This is a genomic window from Algoriphagus aurantiacus (assembly GCF_035156405.1).
Lineage (GTDB): Bacteria > Bacteroidota > Bacteroidia > Cytophagales > Cyclobacteriaceae > Algoriphagus > Algoriphagus aurantiacus.
The window spans coordinates 1-25752 of the sequence record NZ_JAXRUT010000005.1; the positions used below are offsets into that span (position 1 = coordinate 1).

Consider the following 25752-nt stretch of genomic DNA (forward strand, 5'->3'; position numbering starts at 1 on the left):
CGTTTTTCATACCCTAAAATACAAAGAAGCAGTCAGAATAACACAGAAAAATTAATATAATATACTGTTAATCAGTTGATTATAAATACATTCTCCCTGCAACGGTCTTGGATTGATTTGATTTTTCGAATTGTTCCGGAGTTATGTAGTCGAGATAGATATGTTTTCTTTTTTTGTTTTACCAGATTTCGATGAACTCAAAGATTTCAATTCTGGTCTGGTCGTACTGTAGTTTTGGGATCTGATAGATCAGTTCTGATTTGAGGATTTTAAAGAAGTTTTCGGCCACGACGTTATCCCAACAGTTTCCTTTTCTGCTCATGCTCTGTAATATTTTATAGGACTGAAGCAGTTTCCGGAATTCCTCACAGGCATATTGGACTCTCCGATTTGAATGGAAGATCAATTCCCCTGGATTGACTGGTCTGTTTTGAATGGCCATTTCGAAAGCCGCTTTCACAGTCCTACTGGCTTTCATGGTCCGGCTCATGGACCATCCGATGATTTTCCTGTCAAACAGATCCATGATTTCAGGTAGAGCCAACCTTGATTGGAATCGGGAGAAGATGTCTACGGCCTTTTTTAGGATATCCCGTTCGGTCTCAGCTTCTTTTAATACTTTCTTTAACTGGGCAATTTCTTTTTGTTCAGCACTCATGATGGGTTTAACGTTGCCCGCAAAACTGGCTTCTCCTGAAGCAGTATGTTCCCGGCTCCAGCGGCTTACCATATCTGCTGGAATACCCCGCTCACGACTGATTTCACTGGAGGATTTACCGCTTTTGTGGAGTTCTACCACGATCAGCTTAAAGACCTTGTCGAAGGATCTTCCTCCTCCCTTTTTCATTGGTTCTTAGTAAAGGGCGCTTAACTTACTGTCAAATCAAATGTAGCAGACCCAGTACCACCATTGCTTTCCCTCCAGACTGTTCAATATAGTCTGCCACTTTTTCAAATAGTTCTTTACGTCATGAGGAAAGAACTACTTTATATCCTAATCTTGCCCATTCAAAAGCAAGGGAATTAGGGGAATTCTGAAAGCTAAAGTCAGATAGCTGAAAGGGGAGAAGATGTGGATTGGAATTTAATGCTAGATCTGCGGATAGTGGTATGCAATTATACAATGCCCAGATATACAGAATCCGATAAATCTCTTTTTTTCGTCCAAGGATTTTCCTGGCTGAAGGCAATCCAGGCATGCCATTTTGTATCCTTAAGTATAGGTGAAACGGGAAGAAAGTGATTTCCCTTGTCTCTTGTATTTCCCAGAAACTCCCATTCTGTTCCGCTTCCTTCAGATGAAAGTAGAAAGACAAACACATGATCATAGGTCGTTGCAGCTGCCTGCCAGGAATTATCTGTCCAAGTGAATTTTATTCCCTCAGGAACCCGCTCTACTTTAGGGTCATGCGGACCCAGAAGACTGCCCCGGCTGACTTTCACCAAACTTATATCCAGCACTTTTGACGTTCCCTCGAATTTGAAGGAGTTTTTCATCGTATAAGATACTGCCGCATGATACCCACGCCTCGCTCCATCTACCTGATTTTGATAGCCAAAGCGTAAGATATGCGTGATGTTTTTAAGGAAGTTATGCGCTTGGGTATTTACCGATTGTGAGCGGCGCTTGATTACCGATGTTTTTGCTTTGGTAGCTTTACTTTGTTTGCCGGGCTTTCTGCGGGCATAAGTTACTCCACCCACTTTGTAAAAAACCAGATCTCCCACACTGCCCGATAACCCTTCTTGGATTGAGTTAGTGATTCTTGCCATATGCTTAGTAGTTGATTTACAGCATAATATAGGTTGTCCTAGGGGTAATCACCAATAAAACTAAATAAAAATGAAATTTTTAGCATAGTATAAACGTTCTAAGAGCAATAAAAAATTGGTCTTAGAATGTTTATTAATTAGTTTAGTATTGGTCATGGTATGGTTTTATATGTGGAATTACGCCACTGTGAATCCTTGTATAGGTGTAGTATAGTTAGGGGAAATGCAGGGAAGTTGGCAGGTATGTGAGGACCTAGAAAGGGATTGGATTGCCTTTATTCAATGAGCAATAATCACCAAATGGTTTAAGGACTGAAATATTACTTCGCTGGCTTTTCAGAAGCTACGATCAGGTATCTCAGACCATGTATTTTGGGGAGATAATAGGTACAGGATGTCTCGTTTGCGATTCCGTCCTAAAGAATAAGCACATGGAGTCAAATCCAATTTTTAAAATAGAATTTCCATGCATTTATATTCTTTCCATCTTTTCACAGGCAGCCTACTCCCTGCTTTCAGTACTTTCTCAATAAAGTTGTCACAGTCTGATTCTGATAGCTGCCCATTTTTTACAGCTTGACATAGGAAATCCATAGTGGTTAGGTAGGTGATCTGATGCATTTTGCAATAGCTGGCGATGTCCTTCAGATTACTGCTTGCTAAGATATCTTTCGAGTGCCGGACCACTGCCAGACAAGCGGATTCCCCGTCTCCCTTAAACAGTCTGTTTTTGATATAATGGTATTCCTTTTTTATTTCTTGGTTGTCTTCCGGAAATGGGATTTGTTCTATCAATTTAAAGTTCAAAAGATTGTCCACTTCCGTTTTCTTTCCAGGCATCCGGGAGATTTCTGCATAGACCTTGTCCAAGATTTTGATGGAATAGTGGAAGATTGTTGGAAGCAAGGTGATTTGTCCTCCGACGATAAAATGGGAAAGGACATCTGCGTCGATTAGGATGATTTTATCATTCTTTTTCATCCCCATTGCTTCCTAAAACTGAAAAATCCAATCCTATATCCTCTAAAAGTCCATAATAATGAGCTTCAGAAATCCGCTCTTGTTCGAATAATTTCCTTGCGAGATTTCCGTAATCGCCAATGACTTCACTCAGCTCATTTTTTTCGTAAAGCTTGAGCGAGTACCCATGTTTCATGGCACTTGCTCTTACATTTTCTTTGTAATCCTCTTTCTGATTTTTGTCAATCAGTTTGAGATCAGACAAGCGGTTTAGAAGCGCCCTTCTGGAACAAGAGAAGTATTGCTCTATTTTTAACACTGACGCTAAAGTAACTTTGGATTTCGAAAGTTCTGAGTCGGGAATCAATTCAAGAATTCCTTCCTCTGGCATTAAAAATTTGGATGCAAAAATATCCGCATTAAACTCTTCTCTATCCTTTTTATTAAAAAGGCCTACCTGGCAAATCTGGTAATCAAAACTATGCTGGATGAATAGGTGATATAGTTCGTGACAAATTGTAAAATGCTGGTGGCCAAGAGTTCGGGCAGTATTGATCAGCATAAAGCGATTGCTTTTGCCAACTTTGATGGCCATTCCCGAAATCCCCATCTCCAAAGGTCTGAAAACTGCCAGAACGCCTAATTTATGTAGTAAGCTTTTTAGATGGATGCTTTCCGTATTGCTATATCCAAGCTCTGCCCGGAACTGAGCAGCATATTTTTCAAGAACAAGCTGGTTCATTCTCCAATAGGGATTTCATGCCTAAATAATTCCTGACGATTTTCTTAAACTTGGCGATTTGCTCAAGGTCTGAAGATTTAATGTCTTCTGCTCTAAAAGCCAGGGCTAGGTTCACACTAGCTATATTAAAATTCTCTTCATAAAAATCATATTCATCTACTCCATACAAATTCGCCAGAGGAGACATTAGAGAAGTAGGCATAGTTCTGCTTCCATTTTCATAATAGCTCACTTCCTCACGTAAGATACCCAAGTATTCCGCAATTTGATCTTGGGTAAAGCCTTGTTTTTTACGAAGAGCCTGAAGGTTCTTCCCGATGATTTGATTCTGATTCATAGAGGTTTTGGTTAAAAAATTATGTTACAAAGTTACAAAGTTACAGATAATTAAAAAGAAATGTAACAGACTTTAACTAGAGAAGAGGAACGCGGATTTTTTACCTCAAACTGAATGTGCCTTTTTGTGGGGCAGAACTTCTATCGCATTATTGGCTTTTCAGAGGCTATAATCAGGTAGCCGAGATCGTGCAGTTTTGGGAAATAGGTGCAGGCTGTTTGTTTGGCTATCCCATCCCAATAAACCTCATAGTCAAAAGCCAGACTGTTCTGCTCGCATTGCTCACAGAATTCAAACCACTCTGTCATTAATACAGCTTTGGATACCTTTTTCAGGAATTTGAAAGGATTTAGTAACTCATCTTCTGTTAAGGCTAGGCTATACTTTTGGATAAGTTTTTAATTCCTCCTCTATTTTTCTGAGGAGGACTGGTCTGAAATTTCCAATTCAAGATTCTTTTGAGCTTCCATCAGAGATTTCAAATGCTCAATCATTTCTGTTTCCGATTCCCATGCGGTAATAATGCCCGCGATTAGGTTTCTGTTGATTTCAAGAGATTTGAGTAGCAGTTCAAATATTCTTGGGTCACTGGAGGAATAATTAGCCTGAATGTCACCTCCAATTGAAATGCAGGAGTTGTTGATATTGGATATGAATAAATTCATGTTTGCTGGATGTTGGTTGAACAGCATCAATTTTTTCAATCCTTCTATTCTAAACTATTCTGAAGAGGGATAAATTACCTGATGAAGTATAGTAGGCCTCAATTGCTGTTCAATAGTTCTTTCAGTACAAAATTCTCCTTGCCAAGCTTGCCGGAATTCCCCATATTGATGGATTCCTACTTTTTACAAGTTCAATTTAGATGGCATTTAACGAAGATTCTAGGGTCAAAATCCCGGCAATTTTACATTTGATACGCTTGGGTTTTATCTATATACCTCAAGGACAACAGGATCGAAGAGCGGATACCAATATTTTCGAAAACGTTTTTGTTGAAAGTCTCCTTCGCATAAACCCTGATTCGTCTAAAGAGGAAATCATTCGAGTACTGGACGAATTGAGTTTGGAATTAGATTATGAGGATTTGGGGAGGAAGTTTTTTCAATGATTGACAGCCAATTCTGGTATAAAGCTGATTGATTTCAAAAACTTCGACAACAACAGCTTCCATGTCACCGCTGAATTGACCTGCAAAAACAACGATGAAGAATTCCGTCCGGATATCACCGTTTTGATCAATGGAATGCCTCTTGCCTTTATAGAGGTTAAAAAGCCACACAACAAAGAAGGTGTTATTGCGGAAAGGAGCAGGATCAATTCCAGATTTAAAAACAAGCATTTCCGAAGATTTGCCAACATCACCCAACTGATGGTTTTCTCCAATAACATGGAGTATGAGGACGGTATAGTCGAACCTGTTTTCGGGGCATTTTATGCAACTGCGGCCTACTCCGATCTATTATTCAATTACTTCCGGGAAGATGAGGATTACCCTGTCAAGCAAAAACTAGGGGAGATTTCAGATGAACAAGAAAATGCGATCCTGAAGGACAATAACTTACTTGTCATCAAGCATAGTCCGGAGTTCAAAACCAACAAAGAAGTCGGATCACCCACAAACAAAATCCTGACATCCTTATTTAGCAGAGAGCGCTTGGCTTTTATCTTGCGCTATTCCATAGCTTATGTGGAGGAAGAAAAAGGCTTGGAAAAGCACATCATGCGCTATCCGCAGATATTTGCGACGATGGCCATTGCTGCAAAATTGGATGAGGGCAAACAAAAAGGAATCATTTGGCATACACAGGGCTCAGGAAAAACTGCTTTGGCCTTCTACAATGTCAAGCATCTAACGGATTATTATCAGCAGAAGAATGTAATTCCCAAGTTCTATTTCATAGTAGACCGCATCGATTTGTTAATTCAGGCTAGCACTGAATTCTCCAAGAGGGGGCTGAAAGTAAACCCAGTAAATTCCCGTCAGGAATTTGTCAGAGACTTACAGGTGGCAGGAGCTATTCACAATGACAGCGGAAGACCGGAAATCACGGTAGTAAATATTCAAAAGTTCAGCGATGATGCTACTGCGGTTCAACTGCACGAATACGATATCAATACCCAGCGTATCTATTTCCTTGATGAGGCGCATGGAAGCTATAATCCCAAAGGCAACTACCTCGCAAATCTGATCAACTCAGATCGAAAGGCTGTGATCATAGCTTTGACAGGAACACCATTGCTTAGGGAAGTCGCCAAGGAATACGATTCCAGATTGCTTTTTGGCAATTATATCCACAAGTATTATTACAACCGCTCCATTGCTGACGGCTACACCTTGCGATTGATCCGGGAAGAGATCGAAGGCAGGTTCAAAATGGAGATGAAGGAAATGATGGAGCAGATCAAACTCCTGAAAGGTGACATCAAGGCCTCGGATGTATATGCGCAACCGGGATTTGCCCAAGGGTTACTCGATTATATTACCAAGGACTTGGATCAGTTTAGAGACTATTGGCAGGATGAGACACTGGGCGGATTGGTAGTCTGTGACTCCTCGAAGCAAGCGAAAATGTTGTTTCAGTTATTTGAGGAGCAATATGGGGTTCAAGAAATAGAGGCAGAAAAACTTCCTATGGCAGCGGAACCGTCGCTTCCCTATGGAAAGCGGAAAAAAGGGAAACTGACTGCAGCATTAATCCTGCATGATGAAAATGACAAAGGCATACGGAAAGAACTTATCAAAGCCTACAAAGCCGGAAAAATTGACTTACTATTTGTCTATAATATGCTGCTTACCGGCTTTGATGCCAAGCGATTGAAGAAGCTCTATCTCGCCCGGGTGATCCAGGATCATAATTTACTGCAGACTCTTACCCGTGTAAACCGTCCGTATAAAAAATACCACTACGGATATGTAGTGGACTTTGCGGATATCTCCAAAGCTTTTGATCGCACCAACCAACTGTATTTCCGTGAGCTGCAGGATCAGCTAGGAGATGAAATGGATATGTATTCCAATCTGTTCAAGTCAGCCGAAGAAATCAAAGCTGAGATAGAGCATATTCAGGAAACCTTATTCCACTTCGAAACCGAAAACAGGGAAATCTTCTCCCAGCAGATAAGCCAAATCAACGATAAGAAAGAGCTGATAGCTTTGGTCAAAGCGTTACGGACAGCTAAGGAACTGAAAAACCTGATTGCGCTCCAGGGCTATGAAGGTTTGGGTGAATTGGTGGATTTCGAAGTGCTCAATCGTCTGCTGATAGAAGCCCAAAACAGATTGGATAATCTTAACTTTGTCGAAAATATCGGCAACGAAGAGGCAACGCAAAATCTTTTAAATGTCGCTTTGGAGGATATTATTTTCCAGTTTATCAAAGTAGGTGAAGAAGAACTCAAGCTAGCGGATGAACTGAAGGAGCAGCTGCGCAAGACCAGGGAAGCCTTACAAAACAACTTTGACCAAAGTGATCCACATTTTGTGAGTCTCCGCGAAGAGCTGGAACGCATTTTCAAAAAGAAAAATTTGAGCGAAACCACACAGACCGATCTGTTGGAAAACTTACCTTTGCTCCGCAAAATCCATGAGGAAGCCAAAGAGCTCAACCGCAAAAATGCCTTACTTAAAGCAAAGTACGGCAATGATGAAAAATATGCCCGCATCCACAAAAGGTTGACAGAAAAGGGAACGCTCAGTGCTAAGGAGTTGCAATTGCATCGGGCGCTGATGCTGGTGAAGAGAGACGTGGATGGGCGATTGGAAGGACAGGAAGACTATTTAAGCAATGAAGCCCTTTTTAACCGCTATTTGGTGCGACTCGTTTCGCAAAAATTTGTGGTTGACGAAAAATTAGAATTAGATACCGGAACACGACAAAATATCAGTACCCTCATCGGGAAGGAATATTTTCAACTGTACCAACCTAGAATATAAAGAATGACACAGGATATTACCTATACCACCAAGACCAAGCAGCTCATTGATAACCTGAAGAGTGTCTGTGCCAACTACGGCTTGGGGAATGATGGCAATGAATTTAAGATTATCTCTCAGGTGTTTTTGTACAAATTCCTGAATGACAAATTTCGATACGAAGTAAAAAAGCTACGACCTGAATTAGGTGCCAGCAAGGAGTTCAATGCCGAACTGGAAAAGTTGAAGGAAGAAGACCTGGAGCTATTGATGGACTTGTTGGATGAAAATGTGCCGCAACTCAAGCCACATCAGCTCATTGCACATCTTCACAATACCCAAAACAAAGAAGATTTTGCCAAAACCTTTGATGAAACGCTATTGGGAATAAGTTTAGAAAATGCAGGTATATTTTCTATCAAGTCCTTTTCTGGGGCGAAGGATAAGTTGTTTGATGAATTAAGCCAGTTTATTTCAGATTCTTCCCAGCGGGATGACTTTTGTCGGGCTTTGATCAACAAGCTCTTTGAGTTTAGCTTTGAGGAAAGTTTTGAAGATTACTTTGAGGAGAAGTACGACTTTTTCAAAGATATTTTTGAGTACCTGATCAAGGATTACAATTCCGATTCCGGGGGGAAATATGCGGAATATTACACCCCTAATGCGGTGGCAAGGATTATAGCCAATATTCTGGTGGACCCTGAGAATATAGGAAAAGGCAGGTGCTATGATCCAAGTGTGGGGTCAGGATCGCTGCTGATGTCCCTGGCGCATCAGATCGGAGAGGATAAGTGTACCATCTACTCAGAGGATATTTCTCAGAAGTCCAGCACCATGCTTCGTCTGAATCTGATTCTGAACAATCTGACGCATAGCATTCCGAATGTAATCAAGACCAATACCATTTCGCATCCATTCTATCTGGACAAGCAGAAGTTTGACTACATCGTGTCTAACCCACCGTTCAAGCTTGACTTCGCTGATTTTCGGGACGATTTGGAAAAGGATAATTTCAAAGAACGCTTTTTTGCCGGGATCCCCAAGGAGCCCAAAGCCAAGAAAGAATCTATGGCGATTTACCTGCTCTTTATCCAGCATATCATGTACAGTCTCAATGACAGTGGAAAAGCTGCTATAGTGGTGCCGACTGGATTTATAACGGCGCAAAGTGGGATAGAGAAGAAGATAAGGCAACGTCTGATCGATAAAGGCTGGCTACGTGGTGTGGTCAGTATGCCAAGTAATATCTTCGCCAGCACGGGGACCAATGTGTCTGTTCTCATTATAGACAAGAAAGCTGGGACTGAGCAAATCGTGCTAATGGATGCTTCCAAACTCGGGAAAACTGTCAAGGAAGGAAAGAATCAGCGTACCGTACTTTCGAGGGAAGAGGAAAGCCAGATTATTGACATATTCAATTCCAAAGAAGCAGTCGAAGACCTTTCGGTTGTAGTCAGCAAGTCACAGATTCAGGAAAAGAACTTTTCCTTTTCTGCCGGGCAATACTTTGAGGTGAAGATCGAGTATGTGGATATCACGGCTGAGGAGTTTCAGGTTAAGCTTAACGGCTTCGAAGAGCGGCTGAACGGATTATTTGATGAAGGGAAGAGTTTGGATAAGGAGATTTTAGAGGATTTGAAGAGCTTGAAACTGAACTATCTTTGAAAAGAGCAGCGAAATGATAAAAATCAAAAAGGTCGATGCTATAGCAGAGCTGAATAAGAGGAATATTTCTTCAAAGGATAATCTTGAATTTATTAATTATCTGGATACCAGTAGTATTACAAAAAACAATATCTCTTCCATTCAATTCTTGGATAAAGATTTCCCAAGTAGAGCAAAGAGAAAAGTTCAGAATAAAACTATTCTATATTCAACAGTAAGGCCTGAGCAAGAGCATTATGGAATTGCTGAGAACCTAAACATTGAAAATTTTATTGTTTCTACTGGGTTTACAACAATTGACGTAACCTCGAGTGAGGTTGAACCGAAATTCCTTTATTACCTGCTCACCCAACCCTCAATAATTCAATACCTTCAAGGCATTGCAGAGAATTCAGTTTCAGCATATCCATCTATCAAACCAGAAGTGATTGGTGAATTAAGATTTAGATTTCCAAGTCTTCAAACCCAACAAAAGATCGCCTCCATTCTTTCTGCCTTAGACGATAAAATCGAGCTCAATAACCGCACTAGTACAGAATTGGAGAAGATGGCGAAGTTGATATATGAGTATTGGTTTGTGCAGTTTGATTTCCCCTTTGATTTCCGTAAGGACAAGCCTGCGGATGAGACTTCTCGCGCTGAAGATATCAAACCTTATAAATCAGCTGGTGGCAAAATGGTCTGGAATAAGGAATTGAAAAGGGAGATACCGGAAGGGTGGGAGGTTGGAGACTTAGAAGAACTTTCAGATTTTAATCCATCGCTCAAAATAGGTAGAAATGCGGTTGCTCCTTATTTAGGAATGACATCAATTTCTACAAGCGGGTATATGACAGAGATACCTGAGGAAAAAGGATTCACAGGAGGAATCAAATTTCAGAATGGAGATATAGTAGTAGCACGAATTACCCCCTGCCTGGAAAATGGGAAAACAGCATTGATTACCATGCTAGAGGAGGGAAGTATTGGTTTCGGTTCAACGGAATTCATTAATATTCGGGCTAAGGAAAAGTGCCATATCAGCTATTTAGCTATTTTATGCCGTTCGGATTCATTTAGAAATTACGCTATTTCAAAAATGACTGGAACATCTGGGAGAAAGCGAGTTGATGCAAAGGAGTTGGCTAAGTTTCGATTGCCAGTTCCTCCAGATAATCTTTTAAAGAAATATGGAGACTTAATAGATCCTTACTTTCAAAAAATGACAAGTAATGCCAATCAAAACCAAGAACTCGCTTCACTTAGAGACTGGCTCTTACCTATGCTCATGAATGGGCAAGTGACTGTACCTGATGCGGAAGAGCTAGTGGAGGAGAAGCTGGGGATGGTGGCGGAGGAGAGGGGGAGCTATGGGAATAAATAGGAATTTATGCTAGAATCTCTCAATGAATTCTTTACCCTTTCTAACTTTCTAAATGTGTTTTTGTATTCATTTGGGGTTTGGATTCCGGTTTATCTAACTCACTGGTATCACTTGAGAGGGGAAAGGAAAAAGGAAAAATCTTTTAATAAAAATACCCTTGTCTTGCTTGATCAGGAACTTGCAATGATTCGGAAAAGCAATGAGAAGATTCGAAAATCCTGTCATCGGATTACAGATGCTTGTAAACGAGAAAATCGGCTAATTTTTGATGAGTTTCCTCATCGCTTGGATACAGAGATTTTAGAGTCATTAATTTCAAATCTAGTTCAGTTTAGAGACCAAAATCCAATGCTACTTCGCTATTTAATTGGGTTAAAGTCTAATTTATTGGAAACCAATGAATCCTTGGATTTTGGGTTGCTTAGGACTTTTGTAGAGAATAATCAACGAAATAATGCTGGAGATACAATAGAGGGGTATTTTGAAGGAGTGCTCAAATATATCGAAGCTAATTTTGAGTTTATTGAAAATGCCAAAATAGAATTAGGAAAGATTGAATAAATCAATAATTCCGTCAAGTGGACAACGGTCAAGGCAGTATTATTAAGCAGATATGACAGCTATTTTTAAAATCTAAGTCAGATTGTCAGGTGTGTTTTTCTGTACATGAACTACAATTTTTAAATTTTAATTCATTCTGACAATAATTGGCCTAAAAACCAAGTAAATGATTTTTATCAATTCTTTGGCATTTTAGTTGTCAAGAGATGGAGAAAAAATATCGGACTGAAATCTCAAAATCCTATACAAAGAGAATGTCAGGCGGCCACCTGACATTTTTCTTTTATAGGCACTTACTCAGATTGACTTGGCGCTCATCGCATGCTTTCATCAATCACTAATGGCTGGTCACCGGATTAAGAGATAAGTGGCATTTTTATTTGGTTAGACCCAAATTATGATGCAAAAGTGAAGGAATTATCTGTTTGAACAAAAGTTTTTTAAAATTTTTAACAAGCTGGTAAGCCATTGTGATGCGGGAATTTGAGCTTCACCCGAGATAGGAGACACTTTAAAAATTTAAAAATCTATAAAAAATGGAAATAGAAATATTTACACTCTGCGATTACGCAGCCGAATGTCAACCCGGGAAGTTGACTATTGTAGGAACGTTTGATACGGTCCACTGTCAAAATGTACCAGTTATCCATCCAAATTGTTCAATTGCCTTAAGGGTAAGAATGGCAAATAAGGAGGCTGGATTACATGAAATAGAAATCAGGTTTCAAAATCCAATTGGTCAAGAAATTACCAAAATACAGGGGCAACTCAATGTTGTTCCCAATGAATTTGCTAATTATTCAACCACCAACCTTGTTGTCAATTTTGGAAATTTGGAATTAAAGGAACTTGGGAAATACACTTTCGAACTTTGGGTAAACGGTGATTTTCAAAGTGGATTAAGTATGAATCTTTTGAAAATTGATCCGTCTCAACTAAAAAGAGTAGCATAATGAAAGTAGGAGATCAGATTCAAGTTGAAATTGCTGGTGGAACTCAAGGGGTAACTTTGGGTGATCCAGGAAGGAGTTCAATGTCAATTGGCCCAGGAGCATCTATGAGTGTTCCAGGTGAAATAATTGGTGATATGGGTCAATATTGGCAAGTAAGATTAAGTATGAGTATTGATGGTAGAAATATCGTCAATGTTTCTAAGTGAAAATGGTGCGCTAGGTTTGAATAGCGTTTTAGGCGGGTTTAGGCCCGCTTTTTATTTAAGCCCAAATCCACATCAAGATATTTTTCACAAAGTTGATAAAGTTTAAATATTAGAATTCCTAATATTTAGGAGCAGGGAAATCGCTTTTAAAAATCGCTAAAATTTAAGGATTATTGGTTATTTTTGGGAGTGGTCAAAAAAATGGCCAATCCAGATTTAGACCAGAAAGTACACCCGGCTTTCTCCTCATTTTTTTCAGAATTGAAAGATCCCCGACGTATAGCCAAAGGCAACCACCTTTACCCCCTTGAAGAAATCCTGTTCCTTGCCATTGCCGCAGTTGTCAGTGGGGCGGATAGCTGGACGGCTATCAGTCTTTTTGGACGTGCCAAGCTGGACTGGCTTAGCAGATTCTACCCATTTGAAAACGGAATACCTTCCCATGATGTTCTGGGTAAAGTGTTCGCTGCCCTTGATTCACAGGCATTCAGTAGGTGTTTTGTTTCCTGGATTGAGTCTATGGCCCGTATCACTTCGGGGGAAGTGGTATCCATAGACGGCAAAACACTCCGCGGTTCTGAAGACAAGGCCAATGGGAAGTCCGCGTTACATGTGGTATCAGCCTTTGCAACGGCCAACGGGTTATGCCTTGGGCAGGTAAAAGTGGATTCCAAGAGCAATGAAATCACCGCTATACCGGAACTGCTGGAACTGCTGGCCCTCAAAGGCTGCATTGTCACCCTGGATGCCATGGGGTGTCAAAAAAACATTGCCGGGGCAATAAAGAAAAAAGAAGCCGACTATATGCTGATGGTGAAGGGAAACCAGAAGGAACTTAAAGACCAGATAGAAAAGCTGTTTTCCATCACTGCGGTTAAAGCAGAATACAGCAGCAATGAGCTTGGACATGGAAGGATAGAGCACAGATTATGTGAAGTAGTCGACCAATTGGAGTTCCTTGACGGCAGGGAGGAGTGGCCGGGTTTAAAATCCGTTGTAAGAATAACTTCAGAAAGAATTATCAAACAGACCGGAAAGGGAACTGCCGAGACCAGGTACTATATAACTTCCCTGAAAGCGGAGGTGAAGCTCATCCATGACGCGGTAAGGAGCCACTGGGCGGTGGAAAACAACCTCCATTGGAGTCTGGACGTGATATTCAAAGAAGATGCCTCACTCAAAAAGAAAGACCACTCAGCGCTCAACTTCAATAAAATCGCCAAAATGGCACTCACACTGATCGATCAGGAGAAAACTACAAAAAAGAGTAAACCGTCCAAAAGATTGCTGGCTGCACTGGACGACAGGTATAGAGCTAAAATCCTTAAAGTTTAAAAGCGATTTCCCTGTATTTAGGAGGTAGCAGTCGATATTATAATGCATAGTTTAATACTCTAGTAAATGCCTCAAAGAACAATCGAGTCAACATCCACCTTCAACTCATTCAAAATCGGTGTCAGGATATCTTCTGTATCTGTTTCAATGCTGACAATTAAACTGTACCGAGCTGATTGTACATATCTTTTATGGATGGGTCTAGTCTTCCACCATCCTCCGGTTGGGATTATGGCCAATTCGTTTTTGGTAGCCAAATCTGCAGCATTTCCTATCCATATATCCCTATGAATTGAACCTTTGTCTCTGATTTGTTGACCGAGGACCCAGTTTTCTTTGCCCTCTTTTTCGTATCCTTCCTCAAGGGATTTTCTCGCTTCTTTATTAATTCTAGCCATAAATGCGGAGGAGGATTCGTTTCTGTCTTTGAGTTTAAAACGAAGCCCGTGGGAAGCATAGTTATTGGCATTTGCATAGCGTTTATTCCCTGGGTTAGGCTCTACGAAATACGACAAGGTTATATTTAGCCTTACTTGGACATCTCCTAATTCTAAAAGCTGTTCCTGTGGCCATGGAAGAGTAAATAAGTGGCATTCATTGGCTTTAACCCTACTCTCTTCATATGTGTAAGGTTTTATTTTTTCTTGGATCACAAGGGAAACAGAATTCTGTAGGGTATAAATAGCGGAAGTAAGAAAAGGAACCCCAAACCCTACCGAAGTTAAAAGAGTTATTTTTTCCTCTTTTGGTAGCTCTTCAATTTTTCTACCTTCCAACATTTGATCAGTCCACTGTGCAGAATGAACCAGCAGTGCCCTAATTGTCTCTGGCCAAAGTTCAGGATAGATTTCCAGAATTGATGCTGCAAACTTAGTGGCAAATGCTGTGGCTGCAGAGGTATCTCCAAATGTGCAGAACGGTGATTTGGCCATTCCTCCTTTTGATATGGTTAAAGGAAGTAAGGAATCTGGATCACATAGGCCACCATTCCACATCCCACAATTTCCTCCTTCAAAAACAACTTCGGGTTTATTAGGCCAATCGCTATTCCAGGAAAAACTTGTACTACTAGAGGGAGAGAGTTGACCTCTTTGTGCTAATAGACTGGCACCTGGATACCGAACTAAATCAATCCTATCTTTGAGTGTATAGGCTCCAATGGTTAGCGCATTGAATGCCTGTCCCGGATCATGGATACTGTATTCAAAATTTGAAGCTGGATATCCAGGCCAATGATAATTAGGAATATTGCCGGCTGAAATAAGCATCAATCTTTTCCAATCCTCCTCACCAAAGGCTGATTTATCAATAGCTGCTGACCAAGACGAAGGCTTTCCTTGGTGAATTACCCCGTCAGCAGTAATTGCCAAACAAAACACTCTTTCAGGAGTGATATTAATTACTTCTGCTCGTGCTATTGCTTCCTCTGTTATCACTCCATATAAGTCTGGATCAGTTGGCTGAGTTTGATTGATGATTTTAATGCTTTCAAGCCTATGGAGAAGTCTGACTGAATCTTTATTTAAAAATGCTTCAGATAAATCTCCAAATAGAATGATCCCTGCCATAGGGTTACCATGTCCAGAGCCCGACCAACTATCATCAGTATTCCAGGAAGGATCTACCGTGTCAGGGTAAATTATGTGTCTTAAATTAGTCAGGAGAGGATGGCCTTCATTTATTCCGGAGTCCAATAAGCAAACGGAAATAGTGCTTTCATTATTGATTTCGAGCCTTTGAGATAGATCCCCAATCCACTCTTTTTGTTCTGGGATGTCCATAGAATTAAATGTATCAGCTAATTCTACAGGCTTTCTTAATTCATCCAGATAGGTGGAATGGAGTAATGGCCCCATAATCTTTTTTGGGCTACCCTTAATAAGTATTACTAAATGCTCTGGAAAGATTAGGAATCTTGAAGCTATTTGAACTCCATATTCAGATAAGCTTGTCGTTATTGCTTCCTTTACAGTATCTGCAGAATCCATGGTGATATCCAGCCATACCTCCCACCAAACTTCCTCATTCGCCTCTGGAAATGAACGTTCAGGTTCCTGCCAAAACGATTTTAACGTAGCTTGTTTTATCGTCTCAATATTGGATAGCAGGCTCGCATTTTTAGGATTTCCCTTTTCTGTGTTCTTTTCAAGATTGGAATAATCGTCAACCTTTTTTAAGAAATCATTTACTCCTTTTTTTGATAAAAAGACTGCACTTATGGTCTTAGCCTGATCATCTTCGTAATATTCTTCTTTTAGGTTGGCAACTCTGATATCTCCGGATTTTCCCTCAAATTTAGCTAAGTCCAATGCAAAGCCTGGGAAAGTTTCAAATTCTACATAGACGTAATCTCCTGGTTCTCCTTCCCAAAAATCAATGAAAGCCTCGTCAAACTCATCTTTTAGCCTTTTGCCATGACTTACCTGACTGATTTTTTCGTTTGTTGGAAATCTTCCAGATCCGAGCGGAGTAAAACTGACTGATTTGGCCTTATTAGTAAAAAATATATGCTTATAAACACCATCCATAGTCAGCCGTTAGTAGGTGCGTTTTCTGTTTTCTATATATTGAATTATTCTTTTTTCAGTGATGTAATCTTCTCCATAGATTAAAAAATCCTTCCAGATATCTTCACAGATTTTGTGGACTTCTGCATAGCTGAGACCTAGTGAGAGTTGTGAGATATGGCCAAGGTTCCAATTTGAAGAACTATCAAGCTCATCCAGTCTTGAGGAATAGATTTGATGTATTTGTTCCAAAGAAGGATTCCCGTATTGGATTATATCATCAAACCTTCTAAACAGGGCAGTGTCCAGACTTTCAGGAAGATTGGTTGCAGCGATAATTAAACTATTGGATTTATCTTTTTCAATCTGAAGTAAAAAGCTATTCAATACCCGTTTGATTTCTCCTACGTCCTGACCCTGAGTTCGGGTGCTGCCAATACTGTCAAACTCATCAAAAAGGTAGACAGCTCTAAAATCCACCATGGCATCAAAGATCAATCGAAGCTTTGCAATGGACTCTCCAAGATATCGGCTGATCAAACCGTCAAGCCTTATAATAAATAAAGGAAGTCCCAATTCCCCCGCTAATGCGTGTGCTGTCATGGTTTTTCCTGAGCCTGGAGTTCCAACCAACAAAAGCTTTCTTCTAGGTTGAAGATTGTGGCTAAGCAGTTTTTTTAGATGTCTTTGCTCATGAATTACCTTTGCCAATGTTTCCTGAATCTCAGATGACAAAACCATGTCTTTCAGTTTTATTTCTGGACTGACTAGCTCCAGTAAGTCATTCAACTCTTTTTGAGCGGCATTTACAGGAAGTCTTTTGACGATAGAAGTGGAAGATTTGCCTTTGTCAATCAGTTTTTTTAATTCTTCCGCAATCGCGACATGTCCTTTACGTGCTTCTGCAGCAGCAATTTGCATAGCAGTAGCGTAAAAGCGGGATTCGTCCCCCTCTCCAAAAGATTTGATCAAACTCTTTATTTGTTCAGCCGCTGCCATTTCAGTTTTTGTTGCAAAGGTAAATTATCCATCCAAAGGAAATAACTCAATATAGATTTATAAACTCTTATTCAAAAGTTTGACATCAAGAACCTCTTCTAATTGTACGAGGGAATCAAGTGTGAAATTATACGTTCCTGATAACCACTTCCTGATCTGCAAAGGACTTGCTCCCATTACTTTTTGCAGATCTTGGTTGTTCCAGCCTTTGGAGTCCATGGCAGTAGCAATTCTAGCTGCAACATCCATTTTTGTATCAACTTTAGACTGTTCTAGTGGATCGATTTCCGATAGTAAAGATTTGAGTAACTGATTATTATTTGAAGACATACTGACTTAATAAAAACATAAATCGTGCTATTTTATAAAAAGCAAGTTGCTCACTTCTAGAGATTTAATTATATAATATATCACTTCCCAATCAACTTCTCCAGCCTCGCCATCATCTCATCCTTTTCCTTCAGCATACGCTCAAATAAGGCGATTTTTTCTGCATGGAGCTTCTTGATTTCTTCAATTGGGTTAATATTAAAAGTACAATTATTAGCAAACGCATTTTCAAAAGCACGCTCATTAAATGTATTTGCAATCACATTCACAGCTTGTTCCTCATCAAAATTCTGGAAAGCCTCTAAAGGTAGTTTTAGGGCATCAGCAATCTGGGAAAGCAGGCTGGTTTCGATTTCTTCTTTTTGCTCGAGCAGGGAGATCTTCTTCTGATTCCAGTCATCACCCAATTCATAAGCCAGTGATTCCTGCTTGATGCCCAGCATTTCCCGGAAGCGCTTGACGTTTCTGCCTTGGTGGATGTGTTTGGATGATGAGTCGTTCATGAGATTGTATTTATTAATCTGGCCTGTGAAGTCCCGTAAGGGTAGACACAAGCCAGTTGAGTTATGGTTATATTTTTCGGTCTGTGAAGACACAGACCGAGGCGATGGACTTATTTCTGTGTTAGATCAAATTTAATCCTTTCCTGCTTTTGACACAGGATGTGAGACTGGATTTCTTAGGTAAAATAGGCATTTGGCGGGGATAATTTATCCCATTACTAAAATTTTAGCGTCAATTCATGTCATAGGCTGATTTGAAAGTACATTTTTAACTGTTGCGAGGCTTTTTTCTCTAAGCATAATTTACTTTCCTTTTTTATCCTTTCGCTATTCTGGTTTATGCTGTCGGGGAATAGCATAGAAGTTAGGTATCAAGTCTCTTTGCCTTCAGAGTTTCAGTTTTATCCAACTTCAAAAAGCCATTCCCTTCGCCTATGGAATCCTATCCATCCACCGTAACCGAGTTTTCTATTTTACCTACAGAAATTATAATTCCTATATGCAATAAGTCCTTACTTATTGACTTGGAAGCAGCAAGAGCCATGATTTCCACAAAGAGCTACGTCCCCAAAAAGAAGCTTTCACTTAATATGGAAAGTGAATTGCTGGAGGGCCATATCCGAATGGAAGCTTCTCTATCAATTCGTAATATGGTTACCGTATTCACCTTACAATTATTCGCTGATCATTTACTGATAGAGCGAGGCGAAGAAAGGTCAGTTGAGCTGATTGAATTGGAAGAATACCTACTTTTGTCTTCGCTTGATAACGAGTATAATTGGATGATTAGGACGCTAATTCGCTCGCCCTACTTCCCGCTGGTTCTTTCCAAACCTTCATTGTTTACGATTTCCCGCAGTGGCTACCTCGAATCTGAAAAGCCTATCGGTAAAGTATATGAAGAAGGTCGTACAGAATCGGAGGTACATTCTTTTGCAGATACAAGACTATGGATCAGAAAGGAAGAAATGGATCAGGAAAATTTAGTGGTCGGATTCTGCGTCCCCCAAAATTACCATGATGACAACTATGCACGTCTAGTTCCATTTATTGCCTCATTAGGCAATAACAGTGATGAGATCCGTTCTTTTAAATCATTTGTGTGCGAAGGAGCATTGGACTGTTTGACCATGTTCTCTGCCCGACAGCGAAAAATCTATGCCCTGATGCTTCAGCTGGAGGCTATTGTAGAAATAGATGAGGAGGTGACAAGCCCTGACCAAAAGCTAATTTCAATTTCGGAAATCTTTCCAAAATCAATGACTACTGCAGGAGAAGGTATTTCGCCAAAACTCCAGCAAACCTTCCGGATTTGGGATGATTTGGCTGTTTTGCTTCAGGAAGAAAAATACTTCTACCTGGCCAGCTACACCTCCCATAAGCATGTCAAAGGAAAACCCAAGAAGAGCTCAATGATTCAGGCAACTCTTGCCGAAGAACCTGTGAGATTCAGCTTTGATCTTAAGAAGGAGGAGAACCAATTAATAATCTACCAACGGATTCATTTGGGAGAAGACCAGGTGGAAAGTTCTATGAGGTTTCCTACGAAGAAACCCTTTTTTTTCATGGAAAAAAGAGCTTCAAAAAAGGTCTTTAGGATCCAAAATCCCCTTGATCTGGCAATACATAACTATTTCGGATATTACCCCGCAAATCTCATTGCCTTTGAGGAATCCCACGATGATTTTAATACGAAGTTTCTTCCTTGGCTGACTACCTATTTTCAGGTTAATATCCCCAAATCATTGAATCGGGGGGCACCAAAAAATCCGAAAATCATGGAGCGATCGGTTTTCCTACAAACTCTTGGACATAGAATTCTAATAATTCCCAGGATATGCTACGAAGATGGGCGGCAGGTGAATCCATTGACCCAGGGAATCCACTGGCTGGAACCTGTGGAAGATGGCTACCGGCAAATAATGCGAGACAGAATTGGAGAAGAGGATCTGGTCCGGTTGATCAAAGCCCTTCATATAGATTTTAAGAAAGCTCTGTTCAACTGGGGTTTTGAATTGCCGAGGGTAGATTTTTTGGACAATTTCTGGTTTGCGGAGGCTTTGGGTAGTTTGGAATCAAAGGGCGTGACCATTCGAGGTTGGGAATCACTGGGAATTCCAGACTGGCATTATGCTGTTCCTGAGGTTAAGTTGGACTTTCAGGAAGAATCCGGCTGGTTTGATATTGGCATCCAAGTTCAGGCAGGAGATACGGTGGTCGGCATGAAGGAACTCAGAAAATCGGTGATGAAAAATGATGGCCTTATCCAGCTTAAAAATGGCAGGACTTCCCGAATCCCGGATTCTTGGCAAAAGCAATTGCAAAAGGTAATGGCTTTTGGGATGGAAAAAAATAATGGGGTTCGCATATCCCGCTGTCATTTTCCCATTCTTCAGGAGGTGGGGAATAGCACCATGCCGGATAAACTAAAAAAATGGATTTCCCGTAAATCAGCTGCTTACCAGAGTAAAAAAGAAAGGCAGAGCATCCAAACTCCGGAGGGAATTCAGGTCGAATTACGACCTTATCAGCAAGAAGGGGTTCAGTGGATGCAGCAGCTGGCTGAGGAGGAATGGGGAGGTATCTTGGCAGATGATATGGGGCTTGGCAAGACGCTACAGGTGCTTACCTTTCTACAAATGATCTGTAATCTACAGGAAGAGACAGTTCCAAATTTGGTAGTAGTTCCTACCTCATTACTGTTTAATTGGTTGGAAGAAGGAAGGAAGTTCGCACCCAAACTGCGGATGACCCGGTATTATGGTGCTTCGAGAGAAAATCTGCAGGGGAAGTTTGGGGAATATGATGTCATTGTGACTACTTATGATATTGTGAAGACGGATTTGGAATTTCTTTTAGGATTTGATTTTCAGATGCTGATTCTGGATGAAGCCCAGGCAATCAAGAATTCGGATACACAACGCTTTCAGGCGATCAATCAGCTCAATGCAAAACAACGGATAGCACTAAGCGGAACTCCTGTTGAAAACAGTACCATGGATCTCTATGCGCTGATGAATACTGTGAATCCGGGCTTTTTTGGTACAGCGGCAGGATTTCGGAAGAATTTCATGCTCAAAGAAACCGAGGGGAAAGAAATCAGGATGCAGGCTCTTCAGACGGTTACCCAGCCTTTTATACTAAGAAGGACAAAGGAGCAGGTCGCTCCTGAGCTTCCGGGAAAAACTGAGTCTGTGATTTACTGTGAGATGACACCGAAGCAGCGCGAATTGTACGAGTCTGTCCGAGCCCAATATAGAGCCAAAATCCTTGAGAAAATGGATTCCGAAGCCGTGGGTAACCCTAGCCTGTTTGTACTGGAGGGAATCATGAGGTTACGGCAAATATGTGATGATCCGAGTCTGATACCAGCTGGCGGGAAGCTAGCAGGAGAATCGGCAAAGTTGATCCAGTTGATGGAACATATTCAGGAAAAGACCGGAAACCATAAGATTTTAGTGTTTTCACAATTTACCGGGATGTTGGCCTTAATCAGGGAGCAGTTGGAAAAAGAGCGTATAGGCTATTCCTATTTGGATGGCAAAATCACTGAGCGAAAACGTCAGGAAGCAGTTAGGGCATTTCAGGAAGAAGCAGAAGTCCGGGTTTTCTTGTTGAGCCTGAAGGCAGGTGGAACAGGCCTAAATCTTACCGCAGGAGACTATGTCTATCTGGTAGATCCTTGGTGGAATCCTGCTGTGGAAAATCAGGCAATAGACAGATGCTATAGAATCGGACAGGACAAGAAAGTAATGGCTTACCGCCTGATCTGTCAGGATTCACTGGAGGAGAAAATACTGGCTATGCAAGAAGAAAAACGGGAGCTGGCCGAAAATGTCATTGGGTCTGGTGAATCTCTTTTATCGTCCATGTCGCTGGAAGCAGCACTGGAGCTATTTGGCTAGCCTCGAAAGGAATGAAAATGTGGGGGTTCTATAATAAAAAGTTTTGTTCAACCCCTATAGGGGTTGGGCTAAAGAGACGTGATCTGCTATGATCCATGGGTTGCACCCATGGCTATTGAGGGTTTGATCCCTTCAGGATCGGGACAGGCTCTTCAGGATCATTGAATACAAAAAGACTTAGAGTTTGGTAGGTCATCTGGTTTACTATTTCTTTCGTATAGTCATGATAATGGGGAGGATTAGTTAGTGTTAATAGGAATTGTTTCAAAGTATGAAATCATACTTGTTCGTCATCACTTAGCAAATATTACCGATTGAAAGCCGACCACAAAGTGGTCAAACTTTTCAATAGCCACCCATGAAATGGGTGGTTAGCGGACATAATATGTATACAGGATCAACCCTGGAGGGGTTGAACTAATAGTTAGATTAAAGCAATTCATGTCAAGTTTTGCGAATCTGAATGTTGGTAAGCAAAAGCAAACTACAAATAAAATCAATGGGAAATTTCCCATCTGAAGCACTGGTTCTGAATCCTGAAAAATACCTCACTTAAAGAAATGTGCCTACTTGTTGTGAAAGCACAATGATTTTATAAAATTGGCTGCAAACGAAGAATTTGTAAGAAAATACTTTACTATAATGGTTGTAATACCTTTTTAGTGGAGTTTCGGGCTTTAATTCAGACTATGCCAAAATGAAGAAAACTACTCCTGAACATCTTGCTTTAGTTAAGTCTCTTTTCAAAGGAAGGGAGGATGTGTTTGCTACAAGATGGGAGAAAGGGTCTAAAAGTGGGTATATGCCTGCGTATTTTTTTGACCCCTATCGTTATCGAGTCCACAAAATGCAAGGAGGATCTTTCCATGATTTTTCTGAAAAGTCATTTCTCAATTTAACGGATGAACAGATCAGTAAACACTTAACAGGGGAACATTTTATCGGGATATATCCTTTGCTTCAGGATAATACGTCTTGGTTTATTGCTGCTGATTTTGATGAAGGTGATTGGGTGTTATCTGCGAGGAAATTAATACATAGCTGCATTGAAAATGGTATCCCGGCATATCTCGAGCGGTCCCGCTCAGGCAATGGAGGGCATGTGTGGATTTTTTTTGATCAACCTATACCTGCTTACAAAAGCCGTAAGATTATTTCCTCCTTATTGATTTCATCCGGTGCAACATCAGCATTTGATAAAAACACGAGTTTTGACAGGCTTTTTCCGAATCAAGATAGCCATTCAGGAAAGGGATTGGGGAACTTGATCGCATTACCTCTAAATGGACTATCTGTACAAAAAGGCAATACATGTTTTATAGACCCTGAAACCCTAACTGCCTATCCAGATCAACTGAGGTTTATCGGTCAAATCAAAAGGGCTTCCATTATTCGTTTGGAAAAACTGTATAGCGGATTGGCGGAAAATATATTTACTGAACAAAGCACCGACAAGCTTCAGATTGTTCTGAAAAACAATATACGGTTGAACAAAAATGCTATTCATCCTCTGCTTTTTACATATATCAAAGAGGAGTTGAACTTTCCGAATACAGCATTTTTTAGTAAAAAAGGAAGTGGGAAGAGTACTTATGGTACGGATAGATTTTTTAGATTAATTGAAGAAGAAGGTGATGCTGTGTATTTACCCAAGGGATTTGCAGGCAAGTTAATTCGCTTTTGTAAACTCAATCAACTTGATTTTTATTTTTCTGATGAACGGCTTTTACAGCCCCCTGTTTTGTATTCCTTTCAAGGATTACTGCGGCCTTATCAGGAAGAAAGTATGCAGTTAATTAGTAAGAAAGACTTGGGAGTTATCGTTGCCCCACCCGGATCCGGTAAAACTGTCTTGGCTTTAAAAATTGTTGCAGATAAGCAACAGCCTACATTAATTATAGTTCACAGAAAGCAATTAGCTCTTCAATGGGTAGAAAGAATAGAATCATTTCTAGGTATTGCTAGAAAGGATATAGGGAAAATAGGACAAGGAAAAGCGACAATTGGAAAGCAAATAACAGTAGCGACTATTCAAAGTCTCTCTAATGCTGATATTCATAATTTCCAGAATACTTTTGGTTTAATAATCGTAGACGAGTGTCATCACGTTCCGGCCAAAACATTCAGAGGTACAATAGGGGAATTTAACTCCCGATATCTTTACGGACTTACCGCAACTCCATTCAGGAAGTACAGCGATGGAAAGATTATTTTTACCCATCTGGGAGAAGTGATTACTGAAATAAGTATTGGTGATTTGTCGAAGTCTGCCTTTCCTGAAATCATAATTCGAAATACAGGTTTCGAAGTCCCATTCAATGGAAAAACTGACAAGTTTGAGACATTGTCAAGAATATTGATCCACGATTCCTCCAGGAATAGGATTATTCTAGAAGACGTTGTTTTTGAGCTTAATAAGGGACGGAAATGTGTAATTATTACTGAAAGAAAAGAGCATGTTGATACATTGGAACTTTATCTGAAGCAATCATTTGAAACCATAATCTTACATGGAGGGGATTCTGAGAATGTGCGTGATCAGAAGTGGTCTCAATTGCGAACTGGGAATTACGAGGTTTTAATAACTACAGGTCAGTTTTTTGGAGAGGGTTCCGATCTTCCAAATGGCGAATGCCTTTTTTTGGTATATCCTTTTGCTTTCGTAGGCAAATTGATTCAATATATCGGTAGAGTTCAGCGCTCCGAGGTAAGCCCTACGGTTTATGATTATCGGGATGAAAAGGTTGATTACCTGAATAGAATGTTTCTGAAAAGGAATGTTTATTATAGGAAGCTAGAGAAACAATACACGCTATTTGATTTTCCTGACGAGCAAGAAAAGGATGATCAAACTGCAGATAAACAAGAAACTTTTATAGAAAAAACAGTTAAAATAAAAATTGCTGATCTTGATTTTCTATATGGAAGCGTCCAATTTGAATGTACAATTGCAGAATATCCCGTTCCAATAAAATTTGATATTGAACAGCAGAACATCCGACCAGAATTTGAAGTACTCAAACCTTATTTTGAGAAGTTTCTCAAATCAAAAATCATCGTTATCGATGTAACAGTAGTTGTCGATAATCAGAATCAGATTATTGCATTAACGGCAGTTTCTTCTGATTTGGAAAAGCTTACCCGTGAAGCAGTTGAAAGTGTAAGGTTTCGATTTATGGAAAGAGGTTTTCTGAGAGATCGTTCATCCTTAGATTTAGGTAAGTCTGGGAACACAATCATGCAAACAGCAAATGGGCCATATGAAACAGGGGAAGAATTATTGTCTGATGTATTAAGTAAGGGAAGTTTTCGTCATCAAAGAGAATTACAATATTTGGCAGAGAGACATCAAGGAAGAATATTGAAAATCCGGTTTATGCTTCAGCCGTTTGCTTTTATTTTTTTGATAGAAGGGATAGACAATCAGCACCTAGTTATGGAAACTGTTGATACAGAAGAAGCCACATACCTTTGGTGCATGCCAAAAAATATTAATGAGCTAAAGCTGGAGATTCAGAAAATTGACAGCCAGCTTAATACAATCCGTAATGAAGGGCGTCAGAAGTTTCTTGAATCCAATCCTATAGATTTCAGTAAAGTACAACATGATTACATGGACAGTAAAAAAGGGTTTATTGTCTGGAAAGAGCATCTAGAAGAGAGGCTTTTTTAAGGGTAATAAAAGTAAAACAGTAAT

At 40.2% G+C, this 25752-nt stretch carries 21 protein-coding genes; 10 read left to right on the forward strand and 11 right to left on the reverse strand.

What is annotated here, in order from left to right:
• Nucleotides 1–178: 178 nt before the first annotated feature.
• The 7 genes from SYJ56_RS06640 to SYJ56_RS06670 form a co-directional block, all read right to left on the reverse strand.
• Nucleotides 179–847, reverse strand: coding sequence for a DDE-type integrase/transposase/recombinase (locus SYJ56_RS06640; RefSeq protein WP_323832861.1), 669 nt, complete (start codon nucleotides 845–847; stop codon nucleotides 179–181).
• Nucleotides 848–1116: 269 nt separating this feature from the next.
• On the reverse strand, nucleotides 1117–1773 hold the full coding sequence (locus SYJ56_RS06645; RefSeq protein ID WP_323832862.1) for a DUF6266 family protein: 657 nt from the start codon (nucleotides 1771–1773) through the stop codon (nucleotides 1117–1119).
• A 450-nt stretch (nucleotides 1774–2223) separates the two neighbouring features.
• Nucleotides 2224–2754, reverse strand: coding sequence for a hypothetical protein (locus SYJ56_RS06650; protein ID WP_323832863.1), 531 nt, complete (start codon nucleotides 2752–2754; stop codon nucleotides 2224–2226).
• Nucleotides 2741–3475 (reverse strand): ImmA/IrrE family metallo-endopeptidase, encoded by a 735-nt coding sequence (locus SYJ56_RS06655; RefSeq protein WP_323832864.1) that lies wholly within the window; start codon nucleotides 3473–3475, stop codon nucleotides 2741–2743. Before SYJ56_RS06655 ends, SYJ56_RS06650 begins: the two co-directional genes overlap by 14 nt.
• Nucleotides 3456–3812 carry a helix-turn-helix domain-containing protein gene (locus SYJ56_RS06660; protein ID WP_323832865.1) on the reverse strand — a complete coding sequence of 119 codons (357 nt, stop codon included), beginning with the start codon at nucleotides 3810–3812 and terminating at the stop codon, nucleotides 3456–3458. Before SYJ56_RS06660 ends, SYJ56_RS06655 begins: the two co-directional genes overlap by 20 nt.
• 140 nt (nucleotides 3813–3952) lie before the next feature.
• Nucleotides 3953–4120: a hypothetical protein gene (locus tag SYJ56_RS06665; RefSeq protein WP_323832866.1), complete on the reverse strand. Its 168-nt coding sequence runs from the start codon at nucleotides 4118–4120 to the stop codon at nucleotides 3953–3955.
• Nucleotides 4121–4222: 102 nt separating this feature from the next.
• Complete coding sequence (locus SYJ56_RS06670) at nucleotides 4223–4477, reverse strand: hypothetical protein (protein ID WP_323832867.1); 255 nt, start codon at nucleotides 4475–4477, stop codon at nucleotides 4223–4225.
• Nucleotides 4478–4677: 200 nt separating this feature from the next.
• Here SYJ56_RS06670 and SYJ56_RS06675 point away from each other — a divergent pair, with 200 nt between their 5' ends.
• The 8 genes from SYJ56_RS06675 (at nucleotide 4678) to SYJ56_RS06710 (ending at nucleotide 13811) form a co-directional block, all read left to right on the forward strand.
• Nucleotides 4678–4923, forward strand: a complete 246-nt coding sequence (locus SYJ56_RS06675) for a hypothetical protein (RefSeq protein WP_323832868.1) — start codon at nucleotides 4678–4680, stop codon at nucleotides 4921–4923.
• Nucleotides 4924–7749, forward strand: coding sequence for a DEAD/DEAH box helicase family protein (locus SYJ56_RS06680; protein ID WP_323832869.1), 2826 nt, complete (start codon nucleotides 4924–4926; stop codon nucleotides 7747–7749).
• 3 nt (nucleotides 7750–7752) lie between these two features.
• Nucleotides 7753–9393, forward strand: a complete 1641-nt coding sequence (locus SYJ56_RS06685; RefSeq protein ID WP_323832870.1) for an HsdM family class I SAM-dependent methyltransferase — start codon at nucleotides 7753–7755, stop codon at nucleotides 9391–9393.
• Nucleotides 9394–9406: 13 nt separating this feature from the next.
• The gene (locus tag SYJ56_RS06690) at nucleotides 9407–10756 is read left to right on the forward strand and encodes a restriction endonuclease subunit S (protein WP_323832871.1); all 1350 of its coding nucleotides are present in this window, start codon (nucleotides 9407–9409) and stop codon (nucleotides 10754–10756) included.
• A 6-nt stretch (nucleotides 10757–10762) separates the two neighbouring features.
• Nucleotides 10763–11317, forward strand: coding sequence for a hypothetical protein (locus SYJ56_RS06695; RefSeq protein WP_323832872.1), 555 nt, complete (start codon nucleotides 10763–10765; stop codon nucleotides 11315–11317).
• A gap of 536 nt (nucleotides 11318–11853) precedes the next feature.
• Nucleotides 11854–12270: a DUF6941 family protein gene (locus SYJ56_RS06700; RefSeq protein ID WP_323832873.1), complete on the forward strand. Its 417-nt coding sequence runs from the start codon at nucleotides 11854–11856 to the stop codon at nucleotides 12268–12270.
• Nucleotides 12270–12476, forward strand: a complete 207-nt coding sequence (locus tag SYJ56_RS06705) for a hypothetical protein (protein ID WP_323832874.1) — start codon at nucleotides 12270–12272, stop codon at nucleotides 12474–12476. The genes SYJ56_RS06700 and SYJ56_RS06705 overlap by 1 nt, the downstream gene beginning before the upstream one ends.
• A gap of 201 nt (nucleotides 12477–12677) precedes the next feature.
• Nucleotides 12678–13811 carry an ISAs1 family transposase gene (locus SYJ56_RS06710; RefSeq protein WP_323832875.1) on the forward strand — a complete coding sequence of 378 codons (1134 nt, stop codon included), beginning with the start codon at nucleotides 12678–12680 and terminating at the stop codon, nucleotides 13809–13811.
• Nucleotides 13812–13882: 71 nt separating this feature from the next.
• Here SYJ56_RS06710 and SYJ56_RS06715 read toward each other — a convergent pair whose 3' ends face one another.
• The 4 genes from SYJ56_RS06715 to SYJ56_RS06730 all read right to left on the reverse strand — a co-directional run bounded on the left by SYJ56_RS06715 (nucleotide 13883) and on the right by SYJ56_RS06730 (nucleotide 18150).
• Nucleotides 13883–16339: a S8 family peptidase gene (locus tag SYJ56_RS06715; protein WP_323832876.1), complete on the reverse strand. Its 2457-nt coding sequence runs from the start codon at nucleotides 16337–16339 to the stop codon at nucleotides 13883–13885.
• Nucleotides 16340–16348: 9 nt separating this feature from the next.
• Entirely contained in the window at nucleotides 16349–17317 is a 969-nt protein-coding gene (locus tag SYJ56_RS06720; RefSeq protein WP_323832877.1) for an AAA family ATPase, read from the reverse strand.
• Nucleotides 17318–17374: 57 nt separating this feature from the next.
• Nucleotides 17375–17647, reverse strand: a complete 273-nt coding sequence (locus tag SYJ56_RS06725; RefSeq protein WP_323832878.1) for a helix-turn-helix domain-containing protein — start codon at nucleotides 17645–17647, stop codon at nucleotides 17375–17377.
• 80 nt (nucleotides 17648–17727) lie between these two features.
• Nucleotides 17728–18150, reverse strand: coding sequence for a helix-turn-helix domain-containing protein (locus SYJ56_RS06730; protein ID WP_323832879.1), 423 nt, complete (start codon nucleotides 18148–18150; stop codon nucleotides 17728–17730).
• Between the two features lie 434 nt (nucleotides 18151–18584).
• On the opposite strand from SYJ56_RS06730, the gene SYJ56_RS06735 reads away from it, so the two are divergent.
• Nucleotides 18585–22055 carry a DEAD/DEAH box helicase gene (locus tag SYJ56_RS06735; protein WP_323832880.1) on the forward strand — a complete coding sequence of 1157 codons (3471 nt, stop codon included), beginning with the start codon at nucleotides 18585–18587 and terminating at the stop codon, nucleotides 22053–22055.
• Nucleotides 22056–22752: 697 nt separating this feature from the next.
• Entirely contained in the window at nucleotides 22753–25728 is a 2976-nt protein-coding gene (locus SYJ56_RS06740) for a TOTE conflict system archaeo-eukaryotic primase domain-containing protein (RefSeq protein ID WP_323832881.1), read from the forward strand.
• Nucleotides 25729–25752 lie beyond the last annotated feature (24 nt).

Coding starts and splice junctions, on each gene's coding strand:
- SYJ56_RS06640 (WP_323832861.1), bottom strand. CDS start 847: ATGAAAAAGGGAGGAGGAAGATCCTTCGACAAGGTCTTTAAGCTGATC.
- SYJ56_RS06645 (WP_323832862.1), bottom strand. CDS start 1,773: ATGGCAAGAATCACTAACTCAATCCAAGAAGGGTTATCGGGCAGTGTG.
- SYJ56_RS06650 (WP_323832863.1), bottom strand. CDS start 2,754: ATGAAAAAGAATGATAAAATCATCCTAATCGACGCAGATGTCCTTTCC.
- SYJ56_RS06655 (WP_323832864.1), bottom strand. CDS start 3,475: ATGAACCAGCTTGTTCTTGAAAAATATGCTGCTCAGTTCCGGGCAGAG.
- SYJ56_RS06660 (WP_323832865.1), bottom strand. CDS start 3,812: ATGAATCAGAATCAAATCATCGGGAAGAACCTTCAGGCTCTTCGTAAA.
- SYJ56_RS06665 (WP_323832866.1), bottom strand. CDS start 4,120: ATGACAGAGTGGTTTGAATTCTGTGAGCAATGCGAGCAGAACAGTCTG.
- SYJ56_RS06670 (WP_323832867.1), bottom strand. CDS start 4,477: ATGAATTTATTCATATCCAATATCAACAACTCCTGCATTTCAATTGGA.
- SYJ56_RS06675 (WP_323832868.1), top strand. CDS start 4,678: ATGGCATTTAACGAAGATTCTAGGGTCAAAATCCCGGCAATTTTACAT.
- SYJ56_RS06685 (WP_323832870.1), top strand. CDS start 7,753: ATGACACAGGATATTACCTATACCACCAAGACCAAGCAGCTCATTGAT.
- SYJ56_RS06690 (WP_323832871.1), top strand. CDS start 9,407: ATGATAAAAATCAAAAAGGTCGATGCTATAGCAGAGCTGAATAAGAGG.
- SYJ56_RS06695 (WP_323832872.1), top strand. CDS start 10,763: ATGCTAGAATCTCTCAATGAATTCTTTACCCTTTCTAACTTTCTAAAT.
- SYJ56_RS06700 (WP_323832873.1), top strand. CDS start 11,854: ATGGAAATAGAAATATTTACACTCTGCGATTACGCAGCCGAATGTCAA.
- SYJ56_RS06705 (WP_323832874.1), top strand. CDS start 12,270: ATGAAAGTAGGAGATCAGATTCAAGTTGAAATTGCTGGTGGAACTCAA.
- SYJ56_RS06710 (WP_323832875.1), top strand. CDS start 12,678: ATGGCCAATCCAGATTTAGACCAGAAAGTACACCCGGCTTTCTCCTCA.
- SYJ56_RS06715 (WP_323832876.1), bottom strand. CDS start 16,339: ATGGATGGTGTTTATAAGCATATATTTTTTACTAATAAGGCCAAATCA.
- SYJ56_RS06720 (WP_323832877.1), bottom strand. CDS start 17,317: ATGGCAGCGGCTGAACAAATAAAGAGTTTGATCAAATCTTTTGGAGAG.
- SYJ56_RS06725 (WP_323832878.1), bottom strand. CDS start 17,647: ATGTCTTCAAATAATAATCAGTTACTCAAATCTTTACTATCGGAAATC.
- SYJ56_RS06730 (WP_323832879.1), bottom strand. CDS start 18,150: ATGAACGACTCATCATCCAAACACATCCACCAAGGCAGAAACGTCAAG.
- SYJ56_RS06735 (WP_323832880.1), top strand. CDS start 18,585: ATGGAATCCTATCCATCCACCGTAACCGAGTTTTCTATTTTACCTACA.
- SYJ56_RS06740 (WP_323832881.1), top strand. CDS start 22,753: ATGAAGAAAACTACTCCTGAACATCTTGCTTTAGTTAAGTCTCTTTTC.